This window comes from Nocardioides sp. S-1144 (assembly GCF_005954645.2).
Lineage (GTDB): Bacteria > Actinomycetota > Actinomycetes > Propionibacteriales > Nocardioidaceae > Nocardioides > Nocardioides dongxiaopingii.
This window is the reverse complement of record NZ_CP040695.2, coordinates 561,922-577,679: the sequence shown is the minus strand read 5'-3', so window position 1 is coordinate 577,679 and position 15,758 is coordinate 561,922. Positions and strand designations below refer to the sequence as shown.

Annotated in this window: 14 protein-coding genes; 2 read left to right on the top strand and 12 right to left on the bottom strand. The window is 71.7% G+C overall.

Going from position 1 to position 15,758, the window contains the following annotated elements:
• Positions 1–50: 50 nt before the first annotated feature.
• The 6 genes from FE634_RS02765 to kduI form a co-directional block, all read right to left on the bottom strand.
• Positions 51–1,043: an ABC transporter permease gene (locus FE634_RS02765; protein ID WP_137294224.1), complete on the bottom strand. Its 993-nt coding sequence runs from the start codon at positions 1,041–1,043 to the stop codon at positions 51–53.
• Positions 1,044–2,606 (bottom strand): sugar ABC transporter ATP-binding protein, encoded by a 1,563-nt coding sequence (locus FE634_RS02760; RefSeq protein ID WP_137294223.1) that lies wholly within the window; start codon positions 2,604–2,606, stop codon positions 1,044–1,046. It lies immediately after the preceding gene.
• On the bottom strand, positions 2,603–3,550 hold the full coding sequence (locus FE634_RS02755; protein WP_138875023.1) for an ABC transporter permease: 948 nt from the start codon (positions 3,548–3,550) through the stop codon (positions 2,603–2,605). The genes FE634_RS02760 and FE634_RS02755 overlap by 4 nt, the downstream gene beginning before the upstream one ends.
• Positions 3,551–3,612: 62 nt before the next feature.
• Positions 3,613–4,710 (bottom strand): sugar ABC transporter substrate-binding protein, encoded by a 1,098-nt coding sequence (locus tag FE634_RS02750; RefSeq protein ID WP_137294221.1) that lies wholly within the window; start codon positions 4,708–4,710, stop codon positions 3,613–3,615.
• Between the two features lie 107 nt (positions 4,711–4,817).
• Entirely contained in the window at positions 4,818–5,573 is a 756-nt protein-coding gene (kduD, locus tag FE634_RS02745; protein ID WP_148240332.1) for a 2-dehydro-3-deoxy-D-gluconate 5-dehydrogenase KduD, read from the bottom strand.
• Positions 5,570–6,352, bottom strand: a complete 783-nt coding sequence (kduI, locus tag FE634_RS02740; protein ID WP_246060749.1) for a 5-dehydro-4-deoxy-D-glucuronate isomerase — start codon at positions 6,350–6,352, stop codon at positions 5,570–5,572. Before kduI ends, kduD begins: the two co-directional genes overlap by 4 nt.
• Positions 6,353–6,561: 209 nt before the next feature.
• On the opposite strand from kduI, the gene FE634_RS02735 reads away from it, so the two are divergent.
• Positions 6,562–7,371, top strand: a complete 810-nt coding sequence (locus tag FE634_RS02735) for an IclR family transcriptional regulator (protein ID WP_137294218.1) — start codon at positions 6,562–6,564, stop codon at positions 7,369–7,371.
• A 42-nt stretch (positions 7,372–7,413) separates the two neighbouring features.
• Here the strand turns inward: FE634_RS02735 and FE634_RS02730 are convergent, their stop codons facing one another.
• The 5 genes from FE634_RS02730 to FE634_RS02710 form a co-directional block, all read right to left on the bottom strand.
• Positions 7,414–8,703 (bottom strand): acyl-CoA dehydrogenase family protein, encoded by a 1,290-nt coding sequence (locus tag FE634_RS02730; protein WP_137294217.1) that lies wholly within the window; start codon positions 8,701–8,703, stop codon positions 7,414–7,416.
• Between the two features lie 41 nt (positions 8,704–8,744).
• Positions 8,745–9,458, bottom strand: coding sequence for an ABC transporter ATP-binding protein (locus tag FE634_RS02725; protein ID WP_148240331.1), 714 nt, complete (start codon positions 9,456–9,458; stop codon positions 8,745–8,747).
• Complete coding sequence (locus FE634_RS02720) at positions 9,455–11,512, bottom strand: branched-chain amino acid ABC transporter ATP-binding protein/permease (RefSeq protein ID WP_137294215.1); 2,058 nt, start codon at positions 11,510–11,512, stop codon at positions 9,455–9,457. Before FE634_RS02720 ends, FE634_RS02725 begins: the two co-directional genes overlap by 4 nt.
• Positions 11,509–12,378, bottom strand: coding sequence for a branched-chain amino acid ABC transporter permease (locus tag FE634_RS02715; RefSeq protein ID WP_137294214.1), 870 nt, complete (start codon positions 12,376–12,378; stop codon positions 11,509–11,511). The genes FE634_RS02720 and FE634_RS02715 overlap by 4 nt, the downstream gene beginning before the upstream one ends.
• Positions 12,379–12,475: 97 nt before the next feature.
• Positions 12,476–13,711 (bottom strand): ABC transporter substrate-binding protein, encoded by a 1,236-nt coding sequence (locus tag FE634_RS02710; protein WP_137295594.1) that lies wholly within the window; start codon positions 13,709–13,711, stop codon positions 12,476–12,478.
• Positions 13,712–13,877: 166 nt separating this feature from the next.
• On the opposite strand from FE634_RS02710, the gene FE634_RS02705 reads away from it, so the two are divergent.
• Positions 13,878–14,624: a TetR/AcrR family transcriptional regulator gene (locus FE634_RS02705; RefSeq protein WP_138875017.1), complete on the top strand. Its 747-nt coding sequence runs from the start codon at positions 13,878–13,880 to the stop codon at positions 14,622–14,624.
• Positions 14,625–14,656: 32 nt separating this feature from the next.
• Here FE634_RS02705 and FE634_RS02700 read toward each other — a convergent pair whose 3' ends face one another.
• On the bottom strand, positions 14,657–15,745 hold the full coding sequence (locus FE634_RS02700) for a CaiB/BaiF CoA transferase family protein (RefSeq protein WP_138875016.1): 1,089 nt from the start codon (positions 15,743–15,745) through the stop codon (positions 14,657–14,659).
• Between the last annotated feature and the right edge of the window lie 13 nt (positions 15,746–15,758).

Genomic DNA, 15,758 nt, shown 5'->3' with positions numbered 1-15,758 from the left:
GCACGGGAGCTCGGGTGCGGGGTACGGGGTGCGGGGGTGGACGTCGCGCGCTACTTGATGATCAGCACCTTCGAGCGGTCGAGGGTGAGCGCCACGGCGACGACGATGATCGTGCCGTAGAGGATCTGCTCGTAGGCCGAGGGAACACCGACGATCGGCAGGCCCACGCGCAGCAGCGTGATGACCAGGGCGCCGACGAGCGAGCGCCAGATGCTGCCGTGGCCGCCGGTGATCGCGGTGCCGCCGACGACGATGGCCGCGACGGCGGGCAGCAGCAGGTTGTCGGCCATCGTCGGGCTGCCGCTGAAGTTGCGCGAGACCAGCATGACCGCCGCCAGCCCGGCGCAGGCGCCCGAGACGGTGAAGGCGCCGATCTTGACCAGGTCGACCGGGGTGCCGGCCAGCCGGGCGGCCGACTCGGAGTAGCCGGTCGCGTTGAGGTAGCTCTGCAGCGGCGTCAGCCGCAGGACCAGCGCGATCGCGGCGACCACGATGACGGCCACGGCGAAGGCCATCGGCACGTAGCCGGCGACGTAGGTGGTGAGCCAGTTGGTCGCCTCGCGGTCGACGACGCGGATCGGGCCGGCGTCGGAGATGACCAGGGCGACGGCCGAGAAGATGCTCATCCCGCCGAGGGTGACGATGAACGACGGGATCCGCAGGAACACGTGGGCCAGGCCCTGCACGGCCCCGATCGCACCGGCGACGGCGATGACCGCGAGCGTGGTGAGCCCGCCGAGGTCGGGCAGCCACATGGCGAAGAACACCGTCGAGAGCGAGGCGAGCGCGGCGATCGACAGGTCGATGCCGCCGCACAGCACGACGAGGGTCGCGCCGGCCGCCAGCACCACGAGGGGCGCGGAGGTCCGGACCGCCGCGGTCAGGCTCCGCTGGGTGAGGAAGTCGGGGTCGGCGATGCTCAGCGCCGCCAGCAGCGCGACGAGCGCGATCACCGGCATGAACGACGTCAGCCGCTGCGCGAGGGTCGGGCCGCCGCCGACGACCACGTCGGCCGCCGGCTGGGCGAGGACGGGCGTGGACACCTAGACCATCTCCTTCACGAGGTCGAGCGGGGTCGGCTTGCCACCGGAGGGGCAGTGGACTTCCTTGGTCGCCCTGCCGTCGCTCATCACGACGATCCGGTCGGACATGCCGATCGCCTCCTCGAGGCTGTCGGCGAGCAGGACGGTGGCGACGCCGCTGTTGGCGAGCTCGCGCATCAGCCGGTAGACCTCCGAGCGGGCCCCGATGTCGAGGCCGCGGGTCGGGTGGTCGAGCAGCAGCAGCTTGATGTCGCCGGCCACGAGCCAGCGCGCCAGGACGACCTTCTGCTGGTTGCCGCCGGAGAGCCGCTGGATCGCGGTCCCCCGGTTCGGCGTGCGGATCGAGAGCCGCTCGATCCAGCCGTCGACCAGCGTCGCCTGCTTCCGGGGCACCACCAGGGGGCCCGAGCAGCGCGACTTCTGCTTGGTGAGCGTCATGTTGTCGGCCACCGACATCGGACCGACCATGCCCTCGATCTTGCGCTCGGCCGGCACGTAGCCGATGCCGGCCGCGACGGCGGTGCGGGTGCTCGTCAGGGCGAGCTTGACGCCGTCGAGGGTGACCTCGCCGCCGGAGACCGGCTCGGCACCGAACAGCGCCCGGCACACGTCCTCGCGGCCGGAGCCGTGGACGCCGACGATCCCGACGATCTCGCCGGCGTGGACGTCGAGGTCGACGCCGTTGAACGTGGCGCCCGACAGACCGCGGATGCTCAGCATCGGCTCGAGCGGCTTGCCGCCGCGCTCGGACGCACCGTCGTGGTAGTGGTCGTCGGAGCCGGTGGAGCCGATCATCATCCGGTGCAGGTCGCCGGGGACGGCGCCGGCGGTGGCCACGTCGCCGACCGACTGGCCGCCGCGCAGCACGGTGACGCGGTCGCAGACGTCGAGCACCTCGTCGAGCCGGTGCGAGACGAACACGACCGAGGCGAACTCCTTGAGCCGGCGGACCTGGGCGAAGAGGGTCTCGATCTCCTTCGACTCCAGCACCGAGGTCGGCTCGTCGAGGATGATGACCGGGGCGTGCTGGCTGCGCTGCTCGATCCGCAGCACCTTCGCGATCTCGACCATCTGCCGCTCGGCGAAGGTGAGCGTGTCGGTGCGCGCGAGCGGGTTGATGTCGGAGCCGATCTTGTCGAGCTGCTCCTGGGCCAGCGCGCGCATCGTCTTCCAGCGGTAGAGGCCGCCGCGGACCCCGGCCGCCTCGGAGCCGAGGACGATGTTCTCGGCCGCGGTGAGGTTGGGGACCAGCGACTGCTCCTGGAACACCATCCCGATCCCGTGACCGGCGGCCTCGACGACGCTGCGCAGCCGGACCTTCTCGCCGCGCACGTAGATGTCGCCGCCGTCGGGCTTGACCAGGCCGACCAGCGCCTTGAGCAGGGTCGACTTGCCGGCGCCGTTCTCGCCGGCCAGGCCGAGCACCTCGTGCTGCTTGACGTGGAAGTCGACGCCGTCGAGGGCCTTGACGCCCGGGTAGTGCTTGACGAGGCCACGCACCTCGAGCGCGTGGACCGGGGCGGCACCGGTGGTGTCGGGGCCCTTCTGGAGATCGGTGCTCACTTGGTCACCTGGTTCCTTCGACGCTGGGGGAACACCGCGGCGGCCACCGCGGCGACGACGATCAGGCCCTGCACCCCGCCCTGCCAGTACGGGCTGACCCCGACCTGGACCAGACCGTTGGTCAGGACGGTGACGAGCAGGACGCCGACGGCGGAGTGGAGCACGCCGCCCCGGCCACCGGTCAGGAGCGTGCCCCCGACGACGGCGGCGGTGATGGCGGCGAAGTCGTAGCCCTTGCCGGCCTGGACGAGCCCGGCGCTGAGCTGGCTGGTGACCATGACGCCGGCCAGCCCGTAGAACGCGCCGGCCAGGGTGAAGACGGCGACCTTGTAGGGGGCGACCTTCACCCCCGACAGGGCCAGGACCTCCTCGGCCCCGCCGATCGCGAACGCGTAGCGTCCCAGCCGCGAGTAGCGCTGGACCAGCCAGCCGAGGAGCACGCAGCCGGCGGCGATCCAGGTCAGGTAGGAGAAGCCGAGGAACCGGTCCACCGCCCAGCTGGCCAGGGTCTCGTCGGAGATGTTGGGCTGCACCCCGTTGAAGAGGAGCGTCGCGACGCCGAGCCCGATGGCGGAGACCCCGAGCGTCGTCATGAACGACGGCACCTTGAGGATCACCAGGGCCAGCCCGCTCACGCAGCCGAGCCCGGCGGCCAGGAGCACCGCGAGCAGGACGCCGAGCAGGCCGAGGTCGTTGTCGTTGCGGTTGTTGAGGACGAGCAGCGAGACCGCGATCGCGGCCGCGCCCATCACCCCCGGTGCCGAGAGGTCGATCGACCCCATCATCAGCACGAAGGTGATGCCGCAGGTGACGACCGCGAGGACCGCGGCGGTGTCCATGATGTTCTGCACGTTGCCGAACGTCCGGAAGTCAGGGCTGATGGCCGCGAAGACCACGAAGATGACGACCAGGGCGATCGGAGGACCGGCGTCCCGGAACGACACCCCCCGCCGAGGCTGGGGGCGCGCCGCGACAACGTCGACGTCCTCGGCGGGGGATGTCATGGTCACGAGATCGCGCCCTGCGACCGGTTGAAGAGGTTGTCGCAGGCGAACTCGGAGTCGTCGACGCTCGGCGAGGTGAAGTCGCCGACGTTCTCGTCGGTGATCAGGAACTGCTCGGCGAACCAGGCGCGCTCGTCGTCGGTGATGTCGGCGGCGTCGAGCTCACCGGTGGCGACGCAGTAGCCGATGGCCAGGCCGATGCCGCCCTGCCACGGGCCGTCGCTGGAGACGGTGGCGGTCATCGCGCCGGACTCGATGGCGGTCAGCGCGTCGGGGACGGCGTCGATGCCGACGACGGCGACCTCGCCCTCCTTGCCCGCGGCCTTGAGGGCCTCGAGCGCGCCGAGCGCCATGTCGTCGTTGGCGGTCCAGATGCCCTTGATGTCGTCGCCGTGCTTGGCGAGCAGCGTCTTGGTGACCTCGAGCGCCTCGGCGCGCGAGAAGTTGGCCGTCTGCTGGTCGAGCAGCTCGACGTCGGGGTTCTCGGCGAGCGACTCCTCGAGGCCGGCGTAGCGGTCCTTGGCCGCACCGGTGTCGAGGATGCCCTGCAGGGCGATGATGCCGCCCGAGCCGCCGATGGCCTCGGCGAGCGCGTCGCCGATCTGCTTGCCGGAGTCGACGCCGTTGTAGGTGATGTGGCTGAGCCACGTGTCGTAGTCGGTGACGTTCAGGTCGACCGGCTTGTTCCACTGCGTGACCAGGTAGGCACCGGCGTCCTGGGCGCCCTCGACGATCGGGAGGGTGTCGGAGTCGCCGTTCGGCAGGATGTTCATGACCAGGCAGTTGGTGTCGCCGGCGAGGAGCTGGCTGATCTGCTCCTGCTGCTTGGTCGAGTCCGCGTCGTAGGTGAGGCGCTGCTGCTCGAGGTCGACCGACTCGGCGAACGCGTCGCCACCGTCGAGCCACGAGGCCTCGTACGGGTTGGACTCGTTGCGGACCTGGCCGACCAGCTGGACGTCCTCGGGGGCGCAGGCGGCGGAGTCGCCACCCCCGCTGCCGTTGTCGTCGCCGCCGGCGGCCTCCTCGCTGCAGCCCGCGAGCGCGATCGCAGCCAGGGACAGGCTGAGAAGGGCAACAGCGGGTCGTGACTTCAACTTCATCGTCGATCCTCGTTCTCTTGGGTGCCAGATGGTCCGGCGGTGGTGGTCCGAGATGGGGCGGGTCGTGCGGTGGTGCCGGGGGTTCGTGGGGTGGAGCGGGCGGTCCGCTAGCGGGCCATCCAACCGCCGTCGACGACGAGGACGTGACCGTTCACGTAGTCGGCGGCGGAGGAGCTGAGGAACACGGCGGCACCGGCGATGTCGGCGGGGGTCCCCCACCGCCCGGCCGGGATGCGGTCGAGGATCGCCTTGGCGCGGTTCTCGTCCGCGCGCAGCGCCGTGGTGTTGTCGGTGGCCATGTAGCCGGGGGCGATCGCGTTGACCTGCACGCCGTGCTCGCCCCACTCGTTGGCCAGGGCCTTGGTGATGCCGGCGACGCCGTGCTTGCTGGCAGCGTAGGAGATCACGCGGATGCCGCCCTGGAAGGCGAGCAGGCTGGCGATGCTGACGATCTTGCCGTGCCCGCGCTCGACCATCGGCCGGCCGATCGCCTGGCTGAGGAAGAACAGACCGGACAGATTGATGTCCACGACCCGGCTCCACGACTCGGGGGTCAGGTCGACGGTGTCCTCGCGCTCGATGATCCCGGCGTTGTTGACCAGGATGTCGACCTGCCGGCTCGAGGCCAGCTCGGCGCCGACGCGCTGGACGGCGTCGTGGTCGCTCATGTCGAGGTCGACGATCTCGACCCCGCGGCCGAGGTCGGCGATCATCTTCGCCGACTCGTCCTGGCTGCCGGCCAGGCCGACCAGGACCAGGTCGGCCCCGGCCTCGGCCAGGCCGAGCGCGACGCCCTGGCCCAGCCCGCGGCCGGCACCGGTGACGACGGCCGTCCTGCCGGTCAGGTCGAAGGGGGTGCTCACAGGTCCTCCAGGGCGACCGGGCTGAGGTCGGTGTAGGCGTTGTTCTCGCCGGTCATCGCCCAGATGAAGGCGTAGGAGCCGGTGCCGGAGCCGCTGTGGATCGACCAGGGCGGGGAGATGACGGCCTGCTTGTCGGCGACGACGAGGTGGCGGGTGGCGCCGGGCTGGCCCATGAAGTGGAAGACCCGGTCGGTCTCGGCGAGGTCGACGTAGAGGTAGACCTCGGTGCGGCGGTCGTGCAGGTGCGGCGGGAAGGTGTTCCACACCGAGCCGCCGGCGATGACCGTCATGCCGAACTGGAGGGCGGCGGACTGGACGTCCTGGCCCCACACGTAGCGGTAGAGGCTGCGCTCGTTGGCGCCCTCCGGCGAGCCGAGCTCGACCGGCTCGACCTTGCTGCGCTCGAGCACCGTGGTGGTGTAGGTCGCGTGGGCCGGGGCGGAGACGAAGTAGAACGCGGCCTCGGCACCGGCGAAGACGACCTCGCTGCCGCGGGCGACGTAGAGGCCGTCGAGGTGGCCGAGCTCGAACTTCTCGCCGTCGACCAGGACGTGCCCGGCCTCGGCGACGTTGATGATGCCCAGCTCGCGGCGCTCGAGGTGCGACTCGACGCCGAGGACCTCGGTCCACGCCGGCAGCTCCAGCTCGGCGTCGCCGGGGACGGCGCCGCCCACGACCAGTCGGTCGTCGTGCGTGTAGACGCCGTGCACCTCGCCCTTGCTGAACAGGTCCTCGATGAGGAAGTTGTCCTTCAGGTCCGCGGTGCGTGCTGTCTCCACGCTCGACGGCGATGTGGAATATCGCACCTCGATCAACGGAAAACTCCCTCGCTCTTATGAACTACGTTCGGCTATGTGAATCCGAACGCTACATGTGACGGCGGCCACTGGTCAAGAGTTCGAAACTAGTCCACGTATGCGAACTGGGGTAGACTCCGGTCACATGTCAGGATTGGTCCCGACAGATCACGACCCAGGAGGCGTCTCGGATGCAGCTGCACGACACGATCAACGGCACGTCGACCGCGGTCGCGGCGTCCGTCGCGGGACCCGTCAAGTCCGCGGCCCGCGCCCTCGACCTGCTCGACGAGATCGCCGCCCACGGGCCCGGCACCCAGCTGCAGCTGTCGACCCGGCTCAACATCCCCAAGAGCAGCCTGCACGCGCTGCTGCGCACGATGACCGACCGCGGCTGGCTCGACACCGACCCGACCGGCAGCGTCTACCAGCTCGGGATCCACTCCCTGGTCGTCAGCTCGGCCTACCTCGACGGTGACCCGGTCCTGGCCCGCGCGGCCTCGGTGCTCGACGAGGTCGCCACCGCGACCGGGGAGACGGTCCACCTCGGCCGCCTCGACGGCGACCACGTCATCTACACCGCCAAGCGCGAGTCGGTCCACCCGCTGCGGATGCACTCCGCGGTCGGCCGCCGGCTCCCCGCGTACTCGACCTCCCTGGGCCGTGCGGTGCTCGCGCTGCTCCCCGTCGAGGAGCGGGCGGCGATGATCCCCGACCAGATCAGCGCCATCACCGTCAACACCACCACCGACAAGGACGCCGTCCTCGCGATCATCGCCGAGGCCGAGGTGCAGGGCTATGCCCGGGAGAGCGAGGAGTCCTGCCTGGGCGTGCGCTGCTTCGGCGTGGCGCTGCCCTTCTCCCGCAACGCCGTCGACGCCCTCAGCGTCGCGGTCCCGATCAGCCGGCTCGACAACGGTCGCGAGGACTTCATCATCGAGACGCTCCTCAGCATCAAGGCGCGCCTCGCCTCGGTCCACGACAACAGCCTCGTCCGCTAGCCCCCCTCGCCGGCGGGGCCCGGACGTCGTCCGCGGACGACGTCAGATCCGGGGCAGGTGCGCGAGGTGCGCGGCGACGCCGTGCGGCGCGGGGGTCGTGGCGGCGTCGAAGCGCGCGAGCTCGGTGCGCGCGACGCCACGGCGGTGCACCTCGTCGGGGCCGTCGGCCATCCGGACGATGCGGGTCTCGGCGTAGATCCGCGCGAGCGGGTAGTCCTGGCTGAGGCCGCCGCCGCCGAAGGTCTGGATCGCGCGGTCCACGACGCGGGAGGCCATGTTGGGGACGGCCACCTTGATGCCGGAGATCTCGCTCGCGGCCGCCCGGTTGCCGACGGTGTCCATCAGGTGCGCGGTGTAGAGGGTGTAGAGGCGCGCCTGGTCGATCTCGATGCGGGAGTCGGCGATCCACTCCCGCACGACGCCCTGGTCGACCAGCGTGGTGCCGAAGGTCGTGCGCGAGCGCGCGCGGGCGATCATCAGCTCGACGGCCCGCTCGGCGGCACCGATCATCCGCATGCAGTGGTGGATGCGCCCGGGGCCGAGCCGGGCCTGCGACATCGCGAAGCCGCGGCCGGGGTCGCCGAGGATGTTGGCGGCGGGGACGCGGACGTCGTCGAAGGTCATCTCGACGTGGCTCTCGAACGGGTTGTAGCCCAGCACCTGGAGGTCGCGCTCGACCGTCACGCCCGGGGTGTCGCGCGGGATCAGGACCATGCTGTGCCGCCCGTGCCGGGGCGCGTCGCCGTCGGGGTCGGTGACGCCCATCAGGATGAGCAGCTCGCAGTTGGCCCGGTTGACCCCGGAGATCCACCACTTGCGGCCGTTGACCACCCACTCGTCGCCGTCGCGCTCGACGGTGGTCTCGATGTTGCTGGCGTCGCTGGAGGCGACGAGCGGCTCGGTCATCACGTAGGCGGAGCGGATGACGCCGTCGAGCAGCGGCCGGAGCCAGCGCTGCTTCTGCTCGGGCGTGCCGAACATCGAGAGCAGCTCCATGTTGCCGGTGTCGGGCGCCGAGCAGTTCATCGCCTCGGGGGCCAGGTGCAGGCTGCGCCCGCTGAGCTCGGCGATCCGCGCGTAGTCGAGGTTGCTCAACGGCTCGTGGCCGGGCTCGGGGTGCGGGAGGAAGAGGTTCCACAGCCCGAGGTCGCGCGCGGTCTTCTTCAGCTCCTCCATCACCGCCGGCTGCGGACGGCGGTGCTGCTCGCCGGGCGTCTCCCCCGCCGCGGCCTGCTGCTCCTCGTGGAGCGACTCGGCCGGGTACACGTGGTCGGCGAGGAACCCGGTCATCGTCCCGACCAGGTCGGCGGCACGGGGGGTGAGGTCGAACATGGGGCCCTCCTCGGGCGGTGGGGGTGGGCGGACGGCGCGGGTCAGGAGACGCCGAGGTAGGCGCGGCGCACCTCGTCGGAGGAGCGCAGCTTCGCGGCGTCGCCCTCCATGACGATCCGGCCGTGCTCGAGCACGTAGGCACGGTCGGCGGCGGCCAGGGCCTGGTCGGCCATCTGCTCGACGAGCAGGATGCCGGCGCCGGTGCGCTCGCGGATCAGCTCGATGAGGCGGAACACGTCGAGGGTCTTGAGCGGGCTGAGCCCGAGCGAGGGCTCGTCGAGGAGCAGGTAGCGCGGCCGGGCGGCGACCGCCCGGGTCAGCGCCACCATCTGCTGCTCGCCGCCGGAGAGCAGGTTGGCCTGCTGGCCCCAGCGCTCGCGGACGATGGGGAAGGCGTCGAGGAGCGCGTCGACGGGGTCCTCGCCGCCGGCGCGCCGGCCGGCGGCGCGCCGGCCGAGGGCGATGTTCTCGCCGACGGTGAGCCGCGGGAAGAGCTTGCGCCCCTCGGGCACCATCACGACGCCGCGCTTGGCCCGCCGGTGCGGCGACAGCCGGGCGAACGAGCCGTCGTCGTCGGCCAGGTCGCCGGCGCGGAGCGCGAGCTGGCCGACGACCGTCCTGACGAGGGTGGTCTTGCCGGCACCGTTGGAGCCGACCACGGCCACCAGCTCGCCCGGCTCGACCCGCAGGCTGACGCCGGACAGGATCGGGGCCCGGTCGTAGCCGGACTCCGCGTTCTCGACGACGAGGCTCATGACGGGTCTCCTCCGGTGCTGCCGGGCGTGGTCGTGCTGTCGGGGGTCTGGATCGCGTGGCCGTGCTCGTCGAGCGGCTTGCCGAGGTAGGCGGCGATGACCCGCTCGTCGGAGAGGACCTCCTGCGGCGTGCCGCGGGCCAGGAGCCGGCCCTGGTCCATGCACGTCACCTGGTCGGCGATCCGGGACACCAGGTCCATGTGGTGCTCGACGACGACCAGCGCGTAGCCCTGGTCGCGCAGCGACATCAGCAGGTCGCCGAGGCCGCTGGTCTCGGTGGCGAGCAGGCCCGCGGCCGGCTCGTCGAGCACGATGAGCTCGGGACCACCGGCGAGGGCCCGGGCGATCTCCAGGGCCCGCTGCTTGCCGTAGGGCAGCTCGCTGGCCCGGACGTCGGGCACGTCCTCGAGGCCCACGAGGGCGAGCAGCCGGTCGCTCTCGACGCGCATCTCGGCGTCGCGCCGGTAGCGCGAGGGCGGCTTGAGCGCCGCCGCCCACAACGGCGTCCGGCCGGTGTCGGCGAAGCCGGCGAGCACGTTGTCGCGCACGGTGGCGTCGTGGAAGAGCTGCGGGGTCTGGAAGGTCCGGGCGATCCCGGCCCGCGACACGCTGTGCGGCGCCTGGCCGGTGAGGTCGTTGCCGGCGAAGGTCACCTGGCCCGACGACGGCTTGTACACGCCGGTGACCAGGTTGGCCAGGGTCGACTTGCCGGCGCCGTTCGGGCCGATGATGGCGTGGATCTGGCCGCGGTCGACGGAGAGGTCGAGCTCGGCGACCGCCTGCAGCCCGCCGAAGCGCTTGCCCATGTCGGTGAGGGTGAGCAGCGAGCCCGGCGCCGGCCGCTCGTGGACGACGGGGCTCAGGTCCTCGGCGGGCTCGTCACCGGCCTCGTCGAGACCACCGGCGCCGTCGGCCTCGGCGGCGTCGCGGCGGTGCAGGCGGGCGGCGACCACGGCGCCGGCGGTCCCGACGATCCCGCGCGGCATGAGGAAGAGGGTGAGCAGGAAGAGCACGCCGACCAGGCCCGAGGTCGAGAGGAACCAGGAGTCGGAGATGGTGTCCTGCTGCCACTGGCTGGCCTCGACGAGGATGTCGGACTGCTCGAGCCACACGATCGCGACCGCACCGACGACCGGGCCGAGCACGGTGCCGCTGCCACCGAACACGACGGCGAGCACGATGGTGATGGTCAGGAAGATGTCGAAGGTCTCCGGCTGCAGGTGCGAGAAGGCCTGGGTGGCCATCACGCCGCCGAGCCCGCCGAGCACCGAGGCCAGCACGAACACCGCGACCTTGCGGCGGAAGACGTGGACGCCGAGGTGGGAGGCGAGCATCTCGCTCTCGCCGATCGCGCTCAGCGAGGCGCCCCACGGCGACCGGGCGATGTTGCGGGACAGGATGACGACGAGCGCGGTGACCACGACGATCGGCACCATGACCGTGGCGACCTCGCCGGCGATCATCGGCGGGGTGAAGGTGATCCCGAGGAACGTGATCGGCTCGGTCACCGTCGTCCCGTGCTGGGCGAAGTTGGGGTAGCCGGCGAGCCGGCCGAAGGCGTTGCCCTCGTTGAGGATGCGCTCGACCAGGACCGCCATCACCAGCGTGATGACCGAGAACTGCGGGCCGCGCAGCCGCATCGAGGCCATCGCGGTGACCGCGCCGACGAGGCCGCAGAGCGCGAGCGCACCGAGGATCGCCAGCACGGGGTGCCAGCCCTTGTCGAGTGCGAGGTAGGCGCTGCCGTAGGCGCCGATGGCGTAGAAGCCGCCCTGGCCCAGCGAGACGAGCTTGGTGTAGCCGACGAGCAGGTTGAGGCCCACGGCGGCGACGGTCATCGCGGCCATGCTGGCGACGAGCTGCATCGTCGAGATGGAGGTGCCCTCGCCGTTGCGGCCGGGCAGGATCACGATGATCGCGATGGCGAGGGCGGCCACGGCGAAGAGGACGTCGCGGCGCAGCGCCGAGCGGACGTGGGTGCCGCGGTCGGCGACGCCGGGACCGGCCTTGCGGCGTCCGCCGGTGCGGGGCGGGTCCTTCTCGACGGTGCTCACAGCTTGACCTCCATGCGACGGCCGAGGAGCCCCTCGGGCTTGGCAACCAGGACGACGATGACGAGCAGCAGCCCGGCGGTCTCGCCCCAGATGGCGCCCCACTGGTAGCTGGCGACCTGGCTGAGCACGCCGTACAGCGCGCCGCCGAGCAGCGGACCCCACAGCGAGCCCAGGCCGCCGACGATGGCGACCGCGATCGAGGCCACGAGCAGCGTCTCCCCCATCACGGGCGAGGCGCCGACGGTGGCGGCGTAGAGGACACCGGCCAGGCCGGCCAGGCCCATCGCGACGAAGTACGACGCCGCACCGACCGCGCGGGGCGAGACGCCCATCAGCGAGGCGGTGTCGGGGTCCTGCGAGACCGCCCGCATCATCAGCCCGACGCTGGTGCGCTGGGTGACGACGATGAGCAGCAGCGAGACGACGACCGCCAGGCCGGCCAGCAGCAGCTGCTGCTTGCCGACCCCGGCGCCGAGGATGTCGACGGTGCCGCCGATCCGCGCGGTGTCGGAGCGCTGCGGGGAGGGTCCCTCGACGTTGGTGATCAGGTTGAGCATCACGAACGACACCGCCACCGTCGACAGCAGCCAGCGGACGTCGTGCTCGCCCTGCGTGGTGAACGGCAGGACGAGGAAGCGGTAGACGAGCGCACCCACGACGCCGGCGGCCAGGAAGCCGACGGCGACCTTGCCCGGGGTGGGCAGCCACGACCACGACGACACCGCGATGGCGGCGAAGGCGCCGAGGGCGACGAACTCCCCGACCGCGAAGTTGAGGGTGCGGGTCGTGATGAACGTCAGGACGAAGGACTGCGCCAGCAGGGCGTAGAGCCCTCCGAGCACGAGTCCGATGACCACGGCTTCCATGGCGGTCCTCCCAGGTGGGGACGGGTCGGGCGGGCGGGTGGTGCGGTCCGCCGGCCGGACGGCCCGAGGGCGTCGTCCGGCCGGCGGAGCAGCGGGGTCAGCAGCCGGACTCGAGGCACTCGGCGGCGGTGCCGAGGTTGACGAGGTTGAAGTCCTCGTCGAAGCCGTAGGTGAACCAGGTGGCCGGGTCGTCGGTGTAGAGCTTGTGGTCGTCGGCGGAGAACGGCGCGTCGATGGTCAGGTCGGGGCCGATGTGGACGGTCTGGATGTCCTCCATGGCCTGGCGCACCGCTTCCTTGTCGCTGGCGTCGCCGACCTCCTTGACCGCCTGGGCGTAGATGTCGAGCATCGCGTAGGTGCTGATGTTGTTGGTCGGGATCGCCGGTGCGTCACCGGTGGCCTCCTGCACCTGGTCGAGGACCCACTTGTCGCCGCCGTCGAGGAAGTTGCGCGGGTCGACGATCTGGATGTTCTCCCACTGCGACGGCTCGGCGACGTCCTTGTAGTTGGTGAGGATCGTGCCGGTGGTCATCACCGTCGCCGGCGCGTAGCCGGCCTGCTCCATCGAGCGGGTCACGGTCGCGGTGTCGGCGCCCTGGGTGATCCCCATGAACACCGACTCGACGCCGGCGTCCTCGAGGCGCTTGACGATGGCGTTCGCGTCGGCCGCGCCGGGCTGGATGGTCTCCTCGACGGCGAGCTCGTGGCCGTTGGCCTCGGCCCACAGCTTGAGCTGGTCGAGGTTGGACTGGCCGAAGCCGTCGCCGGAGAACACGATGCCGACCTTGGCGTCCTCGGCCCAGAGCCGCTCGCCCAGGATCGACATGATCTGCTGGTTGGTGAAGTTGGTCTGGAAGGCCCAGTTGGGCTGGGTCTCGTAGTTGATGATCTCGTCGGCGTTCGGGCCGGCGAGCAGCCACGGGACACCGCTGCGCTGCACGGTGTCGGCGACCTGGAGGGCGTTGCCGGAGAGCGGCGGGCCGAGGATCGCGTGCACGCCCTCCTCGTTGATCAGCTTGCTGACCGCCCGGGCGGTCTCCTCCGGGGAGGCCTGGTCGTCCTCGGAGACGACGTCGAACCGGACGCCGTACTCCTCCTCGAAGTCGTCCGCGAACGCCTCGAAGTCCTGCGCCATGTACTCGTAGTAGAGCGAGGCGGGGCCGGTCTTGGGGCCGACCACGCCGAGCTTGACGGTGATGATCCCGTCGGCGTCGGCCTTGCCGCTCGCCTCGTCGTCGCTCCCGCCGCCGCAGGCGGCGAGGACGAGGCTGGCGGTGGTGGCCAGGGCCGCGAGCTTGAGCGCGGACCGGGACGGGGATGACCAGATCTTCATGAGGGTCTCTTCTCTCTGGGAGGACTCGCGGTTCGCTGTGACGCAGGTCGCACCGAGTGACGTCGAAGGTGACCCTAGCCACATTGAGTCACTTGCCACAAGAGGTGAATCAAGTAGTCCAAATCTTTGCTCGCATGTCTTCGCAATTGATGCCTAGACTGCCGCCATGCCCCGCACCGTCGCGCCTGTTGCCGCCGTCGACCCCGCCCCGGCCCCCCGCAGCCGGGCCGCGGACCGGCGTGAGGGCTCGGGGGCGCCGTCCGAGCTGATCGCCGCCGCCGAGCGCCTCTTCTCGGCCCGCGGCATCGACGGCGTCTCGCTGCGGGAGATCACGCGCGAGGCCAACCAGCGCAACACCACGGCGCTGCAATACCACTTCGGCGGGCGCGACGGGCTGCTCCGCGCGCTGGTCGAGAAGCACATGGACACCGTCGCCGTGCGCCGCGCCGCGCTCCTCGACCACGTCGAGGGCCGCACCGACCTGACCGCCCGCGACGGCGCCTCGATGCTCGTGCAGCCCCTCATCGCCAAGCTCACCAGCGACGACGGCGGACCGGCGTTCCTGCAGGTCGCCGCCGAGATGCTCAACCGCACGCACCGGCTGATCGACCCCGACGAGCCGGTCGGCCCGGTCATCTACGACGCCCTCGGCTCACTCGACCGGTGGTCGGCGACGTTCGAGAGCGTGATGCCCGCCGGCTCCACCGGCGCCCCGCTCCACCGCCGCTTCGCGGTGATCCGCTTCGCGCACATCGAGATCGGCCGGCGCGCCCGCGTCGGCCCGCCGATCAACGTGCCCCTGTTCACCAGCCAGCTCATCGACATGGTCGCCGGCCTGCTCACCGCCGAGCTCTCCGAGGAGACCCAGCGCCTGCTCGCCGAGCGCGAGAGCAGCGACACCACCGGCTCCTAGCTCCCAGCCCACCCCAGCGACCCGACGCGGGGTCAGGTGGGGGTGGGGGCGGCCCAACCGGTGAGGACGTCGTCGAGGGTGCTGGCGCGGCCGGGGGACGCCGGCACGGGGTCGCCGGCCGAGAGCCGCGGGGCCGCGCCGCCGACGACGTGCCCGTCGGCGGTGGCGACGAGCGAGGAGCGGGCGGCCACGTGCGGGTGCGAGGGCGCCTCGGCGAAGGTCAGCACCGGGGTGACGCAGGCGTCGGTGCCGCCGAAGACCTGCTCCCAGTGCGCGCGCGGCCGGGTCGCGAAGACCTCGGCGAACCGCTCCCGCAGGCTCGCCCACGTGGCGCGGTCGTCGCGGTCGGGCAGGTCGGCGGCGTCGAGGCCCAGGCCCTCTAGGAGCAGGGCGTAGAACTGCGGCTCGATCGCCCCGACGGCCATGGAGCCGCCGTCGGCGCAGCGGTAAGTGCCGTAGAACGGCGCGGCGCCGTCGAGGAGGTTGTCGAAGCGCTCGTCGCGCCAGTCCCCGGTCGTCCGCAGCTCGAGGATGCCGGCGAGCAGCAACCCCGCGCCGTCGACCATGGCGGCGTCGACGACCTGCCCCTCCCCCGTCGTCGCGCGCTGCACCAGCGCCGCGAGGACGCCGTTGACGAGCAGCATCGAGCCGCCGCCGTAGTCGCCGACCAGGTTGAGCGGGGGCAGCGGCTGGTCGGCGGTGCCGATCGCGTGCAGGGCGCCGGTGAGGGAGATGTAGTTGATGTCGTGCCCGGCGGTGGTCGCGAACGGGCCGGTCTGGCCCCAGCCGGTCATCCGGGCGTAGACCGCGCGCGGGTTGCGGGCGTGCACCTGCGCCGGGCCGAGGCCGAGCCGCTCCATCACGCCGGGCCGGAAGCCCTCCACCACCACGTCGGTGGTGGCCAGGAGGTCGAGCACCCGGTCGCGCTCCTGCGGGTCCTTGAGGTCGGCGGCGACGGTCGTGCGGCCGCGGAGGGTGTGCTCGCTCGGCGGCTCCACGACGCCGGGCCGGACGACGCGCACGACGTCCGCGCCGAGGTCGGCCAGCATCATGCAGGCGTGCGGGCCGGGCCCGATGCCGGCCATCTCGACGACGCGGACTCCGGTGAGGGGCTGGGTCATGCGGGAACTCGCT